General features: G+C 70.6%; 10 protein-coding genes. 6 read left to right on the top strand and 4 right to left on the bottom strand.

Going from position 1 to position 14,573, the window contains the following annotated elements; translation table 11 throughout:
• Positions 1-184 precede the first annotated feature (184 nt).
• The 4 genes from ACFWW9_RS03075 to ACFWW9_RS03060 are packed head-to-tail and all read left to right on the top strand — an operon-like array spanning position 185 to position 3,975.
• On the top strand, positions 185-1,117 hold the full coding sequence (locus ACFWW9_RS03075) for an ABC transporter substrate-binding protein (RefSeq protein ID WP_390370807.1): 933 nt from the start codon (positions 185-187) through the stop codon (positions 1,115-1,117).
• Complete coding sequence (locus ACFWW9_RS03070; RefSeq protein ID WP_390370805.1) at positions 1,114-2,007, top strand: amino acid ABC transporter permease; 894 nt, start codon at positions 1,114-1,116, stop codon at positions 2,005-2,007. The genes ACFWW9_RS03075 and ACFWW9_RS03070 overlap by 4 nt, the downstream gene beginning before the upstream one ends.
• Positions 1,997-2,773 carry an amino acid ABC transporter ATP-binding protein gene (locus tag ACFWW9_RS03065; RefSeq protein ID WP_390370803.1) on the top strand — a complete coding sequence of 259 codons (777 nt, stop codon included), beginning with the start codon at positions 1,997-1,999 and terminating at the stop codon, positions 2,771-2,773. The genes ACFWW9_RS03070 and ACFWW9_RS03065 overlap by 11 nt, the downstream gene beginning before the upstream one ends.
• Positions 2,773-3,975, top strand: coding sequence for an amidohydrolase (locus ACFWW9_RS03060; RefSeq protein WP_390370801.1), 1,203 nt, complete (start codon positions 2,773-2,775; stop codon positions 3,973-3,975). The genes ACFWW9_RS03065 and ACFWW9_RS03060 overlap by 1 nt, the downstream gene beginning before the upstream one ends.
• A 21-nt stretch (positions 3,976-3,996) precedes the next feature.
• On the opposite strand, the gene ACFWW9_RS03055 is transcribed toward ACFWW9_RS03060, so the two are convergent.
• A complete protein-coding gene (locus tag ACFWW9_RS03055) occupies positions 3,997-6,291 on the bottom strand; it encodes a transketolase C-terminal domain-containing protein (RefSeq protein WP_390370800.1) in 2,295 nt (764 codons plus the stop codon).
• A 28-nt stretch (positions 6,292-6,319) separates the two neighbouring features.
• On the bottom strand, positions 6,320-7,516 hold the full coding sequence (locus ACFWW9_RS03050) for a trans-sulfuration enzyme family protein (RefSeq protein WP_390370798.1): 1,197 nt from the start codon (positions 7,514-7,516) through the stop codon (positions 6,320-6,322).
• An 83-nt stretch (positions 7,517-7,599) separates the two neighbouring features.
• Between ACFWW9_RS03050 and ACFWW9_RS03045 the strand changes: the two genes are divergently transcribed.
• Positions 7,600-8,058 (top strand): Lrp/AsnC family transcriptional regulator, encoded by a 459-nt coding sequence (locus ACFWW9_RS03045; protein WP_390370796.1) that lies wholly within the window; start codon positions 7,600-7,602, stop codon positions 8,056-8,058.
• 5 nt (positions 8,059-8,063) lie between these two features.
• On the opposite strand, the gene ACFWW9_RS03040 is transcribed toward ACFWW9_RS03045, so the two are convergent.
• Positions 8,064-9,197, bottom strand: a complete 1,134-nt coding sequence (locus tag ACFWW9_RS03040; protein ID WP_390370795.1) for an RES family NAD+ phosphorylase — start codon at positions 9,195-9,197, stop codon at positions 8,064-8,066.
• A 4-nt stretch (positions 9,198-9,201) separates the two neighbouring features.
• On the bottom strand, positions 9,202-9,831 hold the full coding sequence (locus tag ACFWW9_RS03035) for a hypothetical protein (protein ID WP_390370793.1): 630 nt from the start codon (positions 9,829-9,831) through the stop codon (positions 9,202-9,204).
• A gap of 486 nt (positions 9,832-10,317) precedes the next feature.
• Between ACFWW9_RS03035 and ACFWW9_RS03030 the strand changes: the two genes are divergently transcribed.
• Positions 10,318-14,550 (top strand): CHAT domain-containing protein, encoded by a 4,233-nt coding sequence (locus tag ACFWW9_RS03030; RefSeq protein WP_390370791.1) that lies wholly within the window; start codon positions 10,318-10,320, stop codon positions 14,548-14,550.
• Positions 14,551-14,573: the final 23 nt, after the last annotated feature.

Raw genomic sequence — 14,573 nt, 5'->3', positions numbered from 1 at the left:
CGGTCGTTGTTCGTGCTGGAACGAGGTGGGTGCCCATGTTAGCGTAAGGGTATTACTTATCATCCTTGACCGCGTTCGAGCCCTCCCCGACGCCGGTCACGCTCGCCGTCCGCGAGCCGATCCACGCAGGTGCGTTTCTCCTCCTCTTCGCTCTTCGCCACGCATGAAGGTGGGAAATCGAGTCATGAGAGCACGAATCCGCAGAAGCGTCGTCCTGGTCGCCGCGGTGGCGCTGGGTGTCACCGGGTGCACCGACGCGAGCAAGAGCGACACCGGCGGCACGGCCGCGCCCGCGTCGGGGCAGCCCAGTTCGGAACTGGTGCTCCCGCAGGTGGACCCGGCCGTCGCCGCGCTGTTCCCCGACGCCGTGAAGGCCGCGGGGGAGATCCAGCTCGCCGCCGACCCGAGTTACCCGCCGAGCACGTTCAAGGACGACAGCGGCAAGATCGTCGGCATCGGGCCGGACCTCGCCGCCGCCGTCACCGCCAAGGCGGGGCTGAAGATCAAATGGGTCGAGGTGCCGTTCGACGGGATGCTGGGCGGCTTGCAGGCCAAGCGGTTCGCCGCGAGCTGGGCGGGCTGGTCGATCACCGCGGAGCGCCTCCAGATCCTCAACTTCGTCACCTTCCTCAAGGGCGGCACGTCCGTGCTGGTGAAGTCGGGCAACCCCACCGGGGTCAAGGCGGTCGAGGACCTCTGCGGCAAGAACGTGGCCGTGCAGACCGGCACCACGCAGGCCCAGCAGGTGCTCGACGAGTTGCAGAAGAAGTGCGCGGCCGCGGGCAAGGCGAAGATCACCGACGTGCAGCTGCCGCAGCAGACGAACGTGAACCAGGCCGTGGCCACCGGTCGCGCGGAGGCGCTGCTGGCCGACAACTCGCTCACCGCCTACCAGGCCAAGATCCAGCCCGGCGTGTTCGAGGCCGTGCCGAGCATCCTGATCCAGCCGGTCGACGTCGGCGTCGCGATCCCCAAGTCCGACACCCAGCTCACCGACGCGCTCGCGGCCGCGTTCAACGCCATCATCGCCGACGGCACCTACGGGAAGGTGCTGGCGCGCTGGGAGATCACCAACGCGGCGGTGGCCAGGTCCGAGATCAACCCGGCGGCGTCGTGAGCGACGTCCGGACGCGGGTGGACCTCGCGGAGCTGACCGCCATCACCGACACCCGGCCGGTGCGGCGGCGCAAACCCGGCCAGGTCGTGCTGGTGGCGGTGATCCTGGTGCTCGCCGCCGGCGGGGTCGCCACGCTGGTGGTGAACCCCAACTTCGACTGGCCCACGGTCGGCAAGTACCTGTTCGACGTGAGCGTGTGGCGGGGCATCGCCGTGACGCTGGAACTGACCCTGTACGCCATGGTGATCGGCATCGTGCTCGGCGTGGTGCTGGCCGTGCTGCGGCAGTCGGAGAACCCGGTCGCCCGGCTCACCGCCGGGGCTTACATCTGGTTCTTCCGCGGCACGCCGGTGCTGGTGCAGGTGTTGTTCTGGGGTTTCGCCGCCTCGCTGTTCCCGCGGATCGGCCTGGGCGTCCCCGGCGGCGACTTCCTGTTCTCCTTCGACACCAACACGGTCATCCCGATCTTCGCCGCCGCGATGCTCGGCCTCGGCCTCAACGAGGCCGCCTACATGGCGGAGATCGTCCGCGGCGGGCTGCTCAGCGTGCCGCGCGGGCAGACCGAGGCGGCGGGCGTGCTGGGGCTGAACAAGATGTCGACGCTGCGGTTCGTCGTGCTGCCGCAGGCGATGCGGGTCATCATCCCGCCCGTCGGCAACCAGGTCATCTCGATGCTGAAGATGACGTCCGTCGTGCTGGTCATCGGCGTGCGCGACCTGCTCGGCTCGGTGACCGAGATCTACTCCCGCAACTACCGCCAGATCGCGCTGCTGCTGGTGGCGTGCATCTGGTACCTGGCCATGACGACCGTGCTCAGCTTCCTGCAAGCGCGGCTGGAGAAGCGGTTCGGGCGCAGTCTGAGTCCACTGAGGAGCGTCCGTGAAGGCTGACAGCGGTGGCCCGGTCGTCGTGGCCAGGGACGTGCACAAGTCGTTCGGCCCCATCGAGGTGCTCAAGGGCGTGGACCTCGAGGTCCACCGCGGCGAGGTCGTGTGCCTGCTCGGCGCGTCGGGCTCGGGCAAGTCCACGTTCCTGCGCTGCGTCAACTACCTGGAGCGGGTCGACCGCGGGTTCATCCTGGTGGACGGGCAGCTCATCGGCGGCGACGTGGTGAACGGGCGCATCCACGAGGCCCACCCGACCGTCGTGGCCGAGCGGCGGGCCCGGATCGGCATGGTGTTCCAGCAGTTCAACCTGTTCGGGCACATGACCGCGCTGGAGAACGTGGTGCTGGCCCCGATGAAGGTGAAGAAGGAGACCAGGGCCGTCGCCGAGGCGCGGGCGCACAAGCTGCTGGACCGGGTCGGGCTGGTGGACCGGAAGAACCAGTACCCGGCCCAGCTCTCCGGCGGTCAGCAGCAACGCGTCGCCATCGCCCGCGCGCTGGCGATGGAACCCGCGCTGATGCTGTTCGACGAGCCGACGTCCGCACTGGACCCGGAACTCGTGGGCGAGGTGCTGGACGTGATGCGCGACCTGGCCGCGTCGGGGATGACGATGGTGGTCGTCACCCACGAGATGGGGTTCGCGCGGGAGGTCGCCAGCAGCGCCGTGTTCCTGCACGAGGGCTGCGTCGTGGAGCAGGGCGACCCCCGCCAGGTGATCACGGCTCCCCGGCACGAGCGCACCAGGGCGTTCCTGTCGAAGGTCCTGTAGTGCACGGCCGGGTGGCGGCCCGCGTGCGGGAGCTGGCTCCCGCGCTGGTCGCGTTGAGCCGCCGCGTGCACGCGGCCGCCGAGATCGGCTTCACCGAACGGCTCTCGGTGGCGGCGGTGGCGGAAACCCTGGCGGCGCAAGGCATCGAGGCGCGTGTCGGCGTCCACGGGCTGGAGACCGCGCTGGAAGCCCGGATCGGCACCGGCGGCCCGCGGGTGGGCCTGCTCGCCGAGTACGACGCGCTGCCGGACATCGGCCACGGCTGCGGGCACAACGTCATCTGCGCCACGGCCGTCGGCGCGTTCCTCGGTCTCGCCGAGGTCGTCGGCGAGACCGGGGGCACGGTCGTGCTGCTCGGCACCCCGGCCGAGGAGAACGGCTCCGGCAAGGAGGTCATGGCGAGGCGGGGCGCTTTCGACGACCTCAACGCCGTGCTGATGCTGCACCCCGGCGCGGGGGAGACGGTCGCCGACGCGTCCGCGCTCGGCCTGCGGTCGGTGGAGGTGACCTACCACGGGGTCGCGGCGCACGCGTCGGCGTTCCCCGAGGCGGGCCGCAACGCGCTGGACGCCGTCGTGGCGGCCTACCAGGGGATCGCCATGCTGCGGCAGCACATCTCGCCGAACGACCGGGTGCACGGGATCATCACCGACGGCGGGCAGGCCGCGAACGTCGTGCCGCTGCGGGCGAGCGCCCGGTTCCTGCTGCGCTCGCCGGACGTGACGCGGCTGGTCGGGTTGAGCCGCCGCGTGCACGCGGTCCTCGAAGGCGCGGCGCTGATCACCGAGACCCGCCTGGACGCCCGCTGGGACCAGGTGCCGCCGTGCCTGCCGGTGCGGAGCAACTCCGCGCTGGCCAACCGGTTCGGCGCGTACCTCGGCGTCCCGCCGGGCGCGGGCGGCACGCTGCTCGGCTCGACCGACCTCGGCAACGTGAGCCTGCGCGTGCCGTCCATCCACCCGATGGTCGCCATCGCGCCGGAGGGGACCGTCCTGCACACGGCCGAGTTCGCCGCCCACGCCGAGTCGGCGCGGGCGGACGGCGTGGTCGTGGACGGAGCGTTGGCGCTCGCGCGCACGGCGTTCGACTTCCTCACCGACCCGGACCTGCGCCGGGCCGTGCGGGCCGAGTTCGAGGCCGCCGGGGGACGGCTGGACGTGGAGGCGCTGATGGCGCCGCCGGTGTCCCGCGCGACGAGCTGAGCCGCCGCGCGGGAACCGCGGTCAGTGCAGCAGGTCCAGCGCGGCGGCGACCACGCTGTCCGTGTCGATGCCGTGGTACCGGTAGACGTCGGCGAGGTCGCCGGACTGGCCGAAACCGCTGACGCCCAACGGGATCGAGGGCACGCGGCGGATCGTGGCCAGGAACGCCAGCGTGTGCGGGTGGCCGTCCAGGACTGTCACCAGCGGCGTGGCGCGGTCGGCCGGGAACACCTGGTCGAGGATCCAGCTCGGCCCCTCGGCGCGGCCGAGCCTGGCCTGGTTCGCGGCGAACAGCAGGCCGGGGCTGGTGACGCAGACGACGTCCGCGCCGACGCCCTGCTCGGCCAACCGGTCCGCGGCGGCCAGCGCCTCGGGCACCATGGCGCCCATCGTGGCGATGGTGACCTTCGGGTTCTCGTGGCGCCGCAACGGGTACGCGCCCGCGACCACCTGCCTGCGCCTGCGTTCCCGCGCGGCGGGATCGGTCGGCACGGCCGCCAACGTCTGGTCCACCGGCCGGGTCGACAGCCGCAGGTACGCCGAGTGCCCGTCCGGCTTGCCCAGCGCCGCCAGGGAGGCCAGCAGGGTCCACTCGGTGTCGATCGCGAACGCGGGCTCGTAGCTCACGCACCCCGGCTGCTCCAGGCCGATGGACGGCGTGGTGATCGACTGGTGCGCGCCGCCCTCGGGCGCGAGCGTGACACCGGACGGCGTGCCGATCAGGATCGACTGGCCGCCCGCGTACATGCCGAACGACCACGGCTCCAGCGCGCGCTGCACGAACGGGTCGTAGAGCACGCCGATGGGCAGCAACGGCTGGCCCCAGCGGCTCCAGGTCGCGCCCAGCTCGCCGATCAGGCCGACCAGGTTCGTCTCCGCGATGCCGAGTTCGACGTGCTGGCCGGTCGGCTTCTCCCGCCAGTGCAGGATCGTCTCGCCGTCGTCGGCGAACCAGTCCGGCCGCTCGGTCGCCGCCCACACCCCGACCTTGTTGACCCAGCCGCCGAGGTTCGTGCTGGAGCTGACGTCCGGGCACACCGTGACGATCCGGCCCGCCACCTCCGGCGCGGCCCTGGTCAGGTCCAGCAGCGTGCGGCCGAGGGCCTGCTGCGTGGTGCCCGTCCCGGCGGGCGTGCGGCCGATGTCCGTCGGCACGGGGAACGCCGGGGCCTGCGGGAAGTCCTGCCGCCGCAACCTCTTCGCGGCCTCGGCGCACAGCATCGCCGCCGCGCTGTCCGGCGCGAACGTCGCCCACGGCGCGTCCACGTCGGTGCCGAGCGCGTCGGCCAGCTCGGCGTACTGCTCGGCCGTGAGCAGCGCGGAGTGGTTCTGCGGGTGGCCCGCGGTCGGCAGGCCGTGACCCTTGATCGTGTACGCCAGCACGACCGTCGGACGGGTGTCGTCGATCGCCGAGTACGCCTCGTCCAGCGCCTCCAGGTCGTGCCCGCCGAGGTTGCGGATCGCCGCGACCAGCGTGGTGTCGTCCAGGTCGGCGATCAGCGCCGCGATGGACTCGCTGCCCGATGGCAGCCGTCGTCGCAGCTCGTCGGCGTCGCAGCGGATCAGCCGCTGGTACTCGGGGTTCGGCATGGTGTCGATGCGGTCGCGCAGGTCCGCGCCGCCAGGCCGCTCGAACAGCTCCGTCAGCAGCCTGCCGTACTTCAGCGTGATCACCTGCCAGCCCGCGGCGGTGAACATGCCCTGCAACCGGTGCGCCACGAGGTTCGGCACGACCCGGTCCAACGACTGCCGGTTCACGTCCACGATCCACACGACCTCGCCCAGTTCGGCGATCTGCGGGTCCAGGATCGCCTCCCAGCACGCGCCCTCGTCGAGCTCGGCGTCGCCCAGCAGCGAGTACTGCCTGCCCGTGCCCACGCCGGGGGCCCGGCTCGCCAGGTACCGGCGGGCCAGCGCGCCCCAGATCGGCGCGGTGGCCCCGATCCCGACGGACCCGGTCGCGTAGTCCACCGGGTCGGGGTCTTTGGCGCGGCTCGGGTAGCTCTGCAACCCGCCGAACTCGCGCAGCGTCGTCAGGTACCGCTCGTCCAGCTCGCCGAGCAGGTAGTTGATCGCGTGCAGCACGGGGGAGGCGTGCGGCTTCACCGACACGCGGTCGTCCGGGCCGAGGTGGCGGAACCACAGCGACGTCATGATCGACGCGATGGACGCCGACGACGCCTGGTGGCCGCCGACCTTCAGCCCGGACACCGAGGGCCGGACCCGGTTGGCGTGGTGCACGATCGCGGTGGAGAGCCACAGCACCCTGCGTTCGATCTCGGCGAGCGTGGTGTCCACAGAGGACTGGACGGGCACGGTGGGTTCCTTCCGGCGGCGGTGGCGGTCAGGGCTCGACGGTACCGTCGAGCGCGCGTTCCACGTCGGTGATCAACGTCTCGGCGTCCTCGACGCCGCAGGAGAACCGCAGCATCCCCGGTTCGATCCGGTTGGCCGCCAGCTCCTCCTCGCTCAGCGAGAAGTGCGAGGAGTTGAAGGGCGCGCTGACCAGCGTTTCCACGCCGCCGAGGCTGGTCGCCTCGGACGCGATGGTCAGCCGCCGCATCACGGCGAGCGCGCGCGGGTTGCCGCCGCGCACGGTGAACGCCACCATCGCGCCGCCGCGACCCGGCCGCATCAGCTTCTCGGCCGTCTCCCGCCAGGCGTAGCCGGGCAGGCCGGGGTAGCGCACCGACGTGACCTCGGGGTGCTGCTCGAGCCGTTTCGCGAGCGCCAGCGCGGTCTCGCTCGCGCGGGCCAGCCGCACGTCGAACGTCTGCAACCCGCGCCACACCAGGTAGGCCGCGTGCGGGTCGAGGCAGCCGCCGAACGTGATCATCCGGCGCTGGATCTCGGTGGTCGTCTCCCGGTCGCTCACGACGACGCCCGCGATCACGTCCGAGTGGCCGCTGAGGAACTTCGTCGCCGAGTGCACGACGACGTCCGCGCCGACCGCCAGCGGGTTGACCGTGTACGGCGTCGCGAACGTGCTGTCCACCACGAGCTTCGCGCCCGCCGCGTGGGCCAGCTCGGCGATCGCGGCGAGGTCGGTCAGGTCCAGCTGCGGGTTGGACAGCGCCTCGGCGTAGACCACGGCGGTCGGCGCCTCGGCGATGGCGGCGGCCCACGCGTCCAGGTCCACGGCGTCGACCATCGTCACGGCGATGCCGAGCGCGGGCAGGTCGCGCACCAGCAGGTCGCGGGTGTCGCCGTAGACCTGGCGGGCGGCCACGACCCGCCGCCGGTCGCCCTGGAGCAGCGTCAGCAGCGTGGTCGCGATGGCGGCCATGCCGGACGACGTCATCATCGCCGCCTCCGCGCCCTCCAGCTCGGCGATCTCGGCCGCGGCGGCGTCCACGGTCGGGTTGGCGAAGCGGCTGTACCAGTGCTCGGTGAGGCCGCCGCCCTCCTGGATGTCCTTGTAGGCGATGTCGTCGAGGTAGAACGTGGCGGACTGGTAGATGGGCGGGACGACCGGCCGGGTGCGGGCGACGTAGTCCGCGGCCTTCGCGGCCCGGCCACTGGGTGGGGTGGAGGCGCTCATGAGGATGAACCTACGGCGGATCCAGGCACGCTTGGCATCGTTTCCGCTGGCGGGAAGCCTGGTGCGCGACACATAATCCAGCCGTGGACGCCATCGACAAAGTTATCCTCGGAGAGCTCGTGCGGGACGGCCGCCTGAGCTTCCGCGACCTGGCCGCACGGGTCCGCCTCAGCCCCACGGCGACGGCCGAACGCGTCCGCAGGCTGACCGAGTCCGGCGTCATCAGCGGCTTCCGCGCCGAGGTCGACCTGGCCGCACTGGGCCGCCCCCTGCGCGCCTACATCGACGTCCGCCTCCGCCCCGGCCCGGACCACGCCGACCTCGAAGCCGCCCTCCTCACCCTCCCGGCCGTGCTGGAGTGCGTCCACGTCACCGGCCGCTGGGACTACACCCTCACGGTGGCCTGCCGAGACGTCGTGGAACTGGACGAACTGGTCATGGCCCTGCCCCGCGCCTACGGCTCGGTGGAAACCGACACCCGCCTCCTCCTGCGCACCGTGGAGGGCTCGGGCGCCCCGTCCATCAGCGCCCTGCTGGCCTGAGGTCCTCAGCCGAGGTCCGGGTTGTCCTTGAGCAGCCGATCCACCAGCGATGCGACCTCGTTCTCCCCAAAACCGTGCGGCAGGTGCAGGAACTGCGAATTGGACAGGAAGCGCAACGCCTCCGGCAGGTCGTCGGCTCGCAACCGCATCCTCGTCCCCACGATGATCGGGACGACGAGCGCTCCACGGCCGCGCGCTTCCAGGACCTCGCGACGCACCCAGTCCTGCACGTCGTCGAGCAGGAGGTTGCCCGCGCGGTCCTTGGTCCACTCCCACGACCGACCGACGACGGCCAGCAGTGCCTTGCAGCCGCGCACCGCGGGGAGCAGGACGTCCTCGAAGTTCGCGGTGCCCACCGGGATCGACACCCCGGCGCGGAAGACCTGGCGTTCCCCGAACCTGCGGCTCAGCTCGTTGTGCAGCATGCGCGAGGCGACATCGCCATCACCGGTGCGGTAGTTGACGAAGAACCTCGGGTTTGCCGGAACGGGCGTGTCGGTTCGAACGCCGTACGGCTCCAGCAGGTCGGCCAACCAGCTCGCCTGCTCGGGCGCGTCGAGCCTCCTCGGCGGGATGTCCCCGTCCTGCCGGAGCGCGACTCCGGCGTCCCGGTCGTCGAACAGGACAACGGTGTGCCTGGGCATGTCCGCCACCGACTGCCACAGGATGCCCTGCGCCCACGGCACCTGGTCGTGCAGCCAGGCTGCCCACTCGCGCGTGGCCGGGAAGGTGTCCGGCCGCGAGGTGATCAGCATGCTGTCCTGGTGGACGGCGGCGAGGTCCTGCGCCGACGTCAACCTGATCAGGGCGAGGTCTCCGGTGGTCCGCAACGTCGAGAGCGCATTGCCGAGCAGCGAGTTCCGGAGCAGCACCCGGCGCACACCAGGGGTGGCGGCGAACTCCTTGAGGAACCTCTCGGCGATCGCGGTCTCGGGCGCCATCGACGCGCAAAGGGTGCGGAAACCGGAGTCCGGAGTCGCGTCGAACCGGCCGCCTCCACCGAACACGCTCGCCTTGGGGAAGTCGAACTGCTCGGCGGGCGAGTTCGTCGGGTGCACCCGGAGGAGCACCGTGCCAGCGGGCAGCACCGTTTGCGACACCGGACCAGCCAGGGCAGCGGGAGGAGCTTCGAAGGTCACGGGTTCACCCCTGCACGGCGGCGACGGCCGCGGCGAGGAGCAGGTCGTCGGACGTGCGGCCGATCAACGCCGACGGGATCTCGTGCAGCCACACGTTGGCGCTCAGCCACCAGTCGGCCACACCCCAGGGGTCTTCCCGCGCGCCGAGCACCCTGTTGACCTGGATGACGATGGAGATCGGGGTGCCCTGGTCGTCGAACTGGAACACGGGCACGGCTCGGCTCCCGTCGTTGCGGTCGACCCCGATCAGGTCCGGGACATCGGGGTCCACTCCTCTGCCGCGCAGCACGTGCGCCGGTTCCCAGCCGTTGGCGAGCAGCCGTTCCTCGACCGTCCTCGCCGGGCCACCGAAGACGGGCAGCCGGGAGGTGAGCGCGAGGAGTGCGCTGTCCGCGTCCTGTTTTCGCGCCGATCCGAACCGGTGCCCGTCCGCGTCCAAGACCGGGTCGTCCTCCAGGTTCGCCATCAGCACCCGGATGACGCGGTTCGCGTGCTTGTTCCGCTCCTGAGGGGTCGTGGCCTCGCGCATCGCGGACACGCGGTCGCGCAACTCCTCGCGCGCCTGGTCGTCGAGCAGCGCGTACACGCGCTCCCAGTTCGCCAAGAGGGCTTCGATGATGTGGAAGACCGCCACCGTGCCCCCTCAGCTGTACGTCGATGTCCCGATCGCTCCATCCTGCCGTGAGCGGCGCGATGGGCGGGTGACAGAAGGTGGACAGTTACTCGTCAGTGCGTGTGGACTCACGACCCTTTCCCGGTGCGGTGGACAGGCCGACGAGAGGTGCTCGACGTACTCCGGTACGAGATTCACAGCGCATCTGGAAACCGATCCACCTCCTCTGCTCGGCGAGCCAGACGATGCCGTTCGTGGTGGGCCTGGATTTTCGCGGTCCGAACTGGACGAGTTCCGCTCGTACCCGGACCAGGTAATGGCCCGGCCTGTGTCCCCTACGCGGAGTTGTTGGGGCGCAACCTGCCGGCTGGACTTGGTGACGTCGACGGCGGACCGACCCGCCTCCGGTTGGCGGTGGTCAGCAAGTGGACAGTTCCGGGCCAGACCGGGCTGTTCGGGGTCGGGATCCGTAGCGTCGCCGATCGCCGGTCGACAACGAGGTGACGGATGCACGAGCACGACGACGAGATCGCTCGGCTTCGCGCCGAATTGGCCACTACCCCACCTGGCAGCGAGCGGGACTTCCGCGTCCGGCCCGAACTCGCGGTGTTGCTGCTCCGCCGCTTCGAGGACTTGGCCGAGAGGAATGAGCCAGGCTCGGCTCCCGATCCGGGGGACCTCGCCGAGATCCTCGAACACGCCCACCACATGGTCGGGTGGTTCGAGTGGGGGAGCGACACGTGGCTGGGCGTGGTGGAGCTGCGGGTGTTCGCCCACCAGTACCTCCACGAGACCTCGGCTGACCCGAACGACCTGGACGCGGCGATCGCGGGGCAGCGAGTACTGGTCCAGTGGTCGGAGGGGGTCCACGAGTTGGTGAAGTTGGCGGACCTGCTGGTCGTGCGCTACTCGTCGATGCCTGACGACGAGTGCGCGGACATGCTCGAAGCCGCGACCGTGCTCAAGGCGAAAGCAATCGAGGAGCTGTCCGCACCGGAACGGATCGAAGTGGAGTTCCGACTCGGTTTGTACCTGGTCGAACTTCTCCGTTGGGATCGCGCCTTCGGCACGCCGACCGCCGATCAGGCGACGGAGGCACTGGCCGTGCTGGCAAGGACCTTCGCGCTGCTGGACCCGGACGACCCGCGGTGCGTGGAGGTCCTGTTGGAAACGGCTCGGGCTCACGCTTCGCGTTCGGGCTTGGAGGGGGCGGACACCGAAGCGGATCAGGCGGAGGCGATCACGGTGTTCCGCAGCCTCGCGTCGACCGACACCCGCGCCGCGTTGGGCTTGGGCGCGGTGCTGGCCAAGAGGTACGAGGCGCGCGCCGACCGGGTCGACCGGGACGAGGCGATCGCCGTGTTCCAACGCCTCCACGGTCGTCCGGACCTCGAGACGACCCCGGAGGACTTGGCCTCGCTCCTCGGGGAGCTCCTGCTGGATCGGGCGAAGGAGAAGCCCCACGAGGCGGAGTCCCTCGTGCGCTACATGGAGGATGTGGTCCGCGAGGTGGGCGCGACGGATCCGGTGTTGGGCACCTTGCTCATCGACGCCTGCTTCCTGCTGCCGTCCCCTTCGGTCGCCGAGATCACGCGGGTGATCGCGCGGATGGACTCGTTGATGATCGAGTATCCGGCTGGGACGCCCGACCATCCTCCGCTGCTGCCGATGAAGGCCGCCGCGCAGGCCGCTCGAGCGCTGCGCACCTCGTCGGCCCACGACTTGGCTGCCGCAGAGAAGAGCCTTCGCGTCACGTCGAGGGATGTCCACCCGTTCGACTGGTCCCACCTGTTGTTGCTGGGGCTGCTCGGCGCAGTGGTGGTCGTGCGTCACGGTGGCGACGCCACGCGTTGGCCGAACCCGATGCGCTTGGCCCGCGACTTCCCATCGGAGCGACGGGTCGAAGTGCTGGGTCTTCTGGAGGAAAGCCGGAACGGCCAGCTCGTCGAGCACCCGGATCTGCTGTGCGCCGTCGCCCTGCTCCGCGCGGACGCCACCGAGGCGTTCGAGGGCGGGGATGTGGCGGAGCACGAGTCCTACCGCAGGAAAACGGTCCGGTTGCTGGAATCGGCGTTGGCGTCGTTGTCCGTCGGCGACGAGCTGGAGGTGGTGTTGACGCAGCAGTTGGGGAACCAGTACGCGGATCTCGGCCGTCTGCTGGAATCGGCTCCCGAGATCGACCGCGCTCTGGACCTGTTCGACGGCTTGCTCGGCCGGACCGACGCCGGGCATCCGCTCTACTCGACCACCGCCATGCTGTACGCGGTGACGGTGATGGTCGCCCGCCTGCACAGCCAGACCTCCGTGAGCGCCCAGCACGCCAAGACCGTGCTGGCTCGCGCCGGGCAGGACCTGGAACTCGACGTGTCAGCCCAGGCGATCCTCCTGCACGCCCGCGGAATGGTGGAGGCCATGGTGTGGGCGGAGAACAGCGCGGAAGGCGACCTCACCGCAGGGGTCGACCTCCTCAAGCAGGCGATGTCACTGGTACCGCTGGACGATCCGCAGCATGACAGGATCCGGTTGGACTTGGCCGCGCTGTTGGCTGACCGGTACGGCTCGTACGGCGAGTTGCACGACTTCGACGCCGCTCTCGCGCACCTCCAAGCACTGCTTCTCAGCGTCAGGGCACGGGGCGATCGGACGGTTGTGGACGAGGCCTCCGTGGTCGAGTCGATCCATCAGCTGACGTCACGGCTCCCCTCTGTCAAGTCCGACGCTCTCGGCGCGCAGCTCTCCGCCCTCAAGACCAGACTGGCCGAACTCCTTCGCCGTGTGGAGGCTGGCGAGCACGTCGACGGCTATGTGCTGGCGACGATGCACAACAGCGTTGCAGTCGCGTTGATGCGGCAGGCCCACGCCACCGACGATGCGACTGCCTTCGCGGAGGCCGTGGTCCACTTCCGTGCCGCCAGGGAAGGCATCAAGCCAGGGACCACGGCTTGGGCGAAGTTCGTCATGAGCGCGAGCGGCTCGTCGGCGATCGCCCACGCCCTCTCGGCCGACAGGACGGCCTTCGAGTCCGACGTGCGAGAACTCGCCGAGGTGTGGGGTGACCCCGGTCTGTCCGACGTCATGAGGGTGCAGGCGGCGGACACCATGATCGCCGCTTGGCTCTCCTGGCACACTCGAACCCGCGACAGCGCCGCATTGGACACAGCACTGGGCCTGTTCGACGAGGTCACCGCCTTCGGCGGAGAAGAGCACGAGCGTGGTCACACCTCAATCCTGTGCGAGGAGTTGGCCGATGCCTGCTGGCAGCGCGGAAGCCGCGACGACGTCGACCGGGCTTTGGACATGGGCTTCCAGGCGTTGCGGACGCAGGCCCGAGACGTGCTCCTGCAGGCCGCGAGCGAGCACGGTCTGCGGCAGGCCGCGGACGCCGCGAAGCGCGCGTTGGTGGTCGTGGACAGGTGTCTGGCAGCCGGACTCCCCCTGCGTGCCGTGGAAGCCGTGGAGTGGGGTCGTGGCCTGGTGTTGGCCGCCACGACCGCCACCGCCGACGTGACCACCCTGCTGCGCGAAGGCGGCCGCGACGACCTCGCCGAGGAGTGGCACCGGTCCGCGCAGAAGGACGAGGCGCCGCCTGACTCCGTTGTCGCGGTGGACTTCGCACCGGACGACCTGCGGCGTCGAGTGCTGGGCGCGCTGGCCGGCGCGACCCACGATCGGGGCTTGCTGGCCCCGCCTTCCGTGTCGGCCATCGCGACCGCGTTGTTCCGATCGGGTTCGGACGTGCTCGTCCACTTGGTGCCGGGGCGAGCACTGCTGGTCACGTCCCACAAGCGGGTGTTCGAGGTCCCGTTGCCCCTGTTGCCCGCCGAGGCTCCCGACGAGTTCGACGTGGAGGAGTTGTGCGAGTGGGCGTGGCGGGTCGTGATGGGGCCGCTGCTCACTCGGCTCCTCGAACTCGGGGTGAGTGCGGGCTTGCCTCGCTTGGTGCTGGTGCCGAGCGGGAAGCTGGGTGTCGTGCCCTGGCACGCCGCGCGCGGCGGCGACCGCGTCGCGGTGCGTGAAGCGGTGTTCTCCTACGCCGCTTCGGGAAGGCAGTTCTGCGACCTCGCTGCCAGGGCGCACCTGCCGTTGGGCTTGTCACCGGTCGTGGTCAACGATCCGACCGGTGACCTGCCCGCGGCGATGCTGGACGCGGAGTTCCTGCACTCGCGGTTGCCGGACGGTCGGTTCTACGGCGTGGAGATGGACGGTGTGCCGCACAGCGGCGACGGGACGTCGGACGACGTGCTGAAGGCCTTCGCCGACGCGTCCCTGCTGCACCTGGGCTGCCACGCCCAGAGCGGCGTCACGCTCGCACGGTCCTTCCTCCAGTTGACCTCGACGCTTTCGATCGACAGGGTGCTGGTCCAAGCCAGAGGACGGCCGGTGGACGCACCGGGCGGTCTGGTCGTGCTCGCGGCGTGCCAGAGCGACTTGAGCGGAGCCGACCACGACGAGGCACTCACGCTGGCCAGTGCCTTCGTCGCGGCCGGGGCTTCCGGTGTGGTGGGCACGAAGTGGGAGGTCCACGACATCGGCGCGAGCATCCTGATCTGCGTTTTCTACACCGAGTTGCTGGGGAGCAACCCCCGTCCGCGCGACGCCCTCCGTGCCGCCCAGTTGTGGGCCTTGGATCCTGATCGGGCCGTCCCGGAGGGGATGTCGCCGTACCTGGCGCGGCAGGCGAAGCGGCTGGATCTGGCGCACCCGTCGTTCTGGGCCGCGTTCACCCACCAGGGGTGGTGACCCACCCACAGCAAACTGCCGGC

Source organism: Umezawaea sp. NPDC059074, from assembly GCF_042738955.1.
Lineage (GTDB): Bacteria > Actinomycetota > Actinomycetes > Mycobacteriales > Pseudonocardiaceae > Umezawaea.
This window is presented reverse-complemented; position numbering and strand designations above follow the sequence as displayed.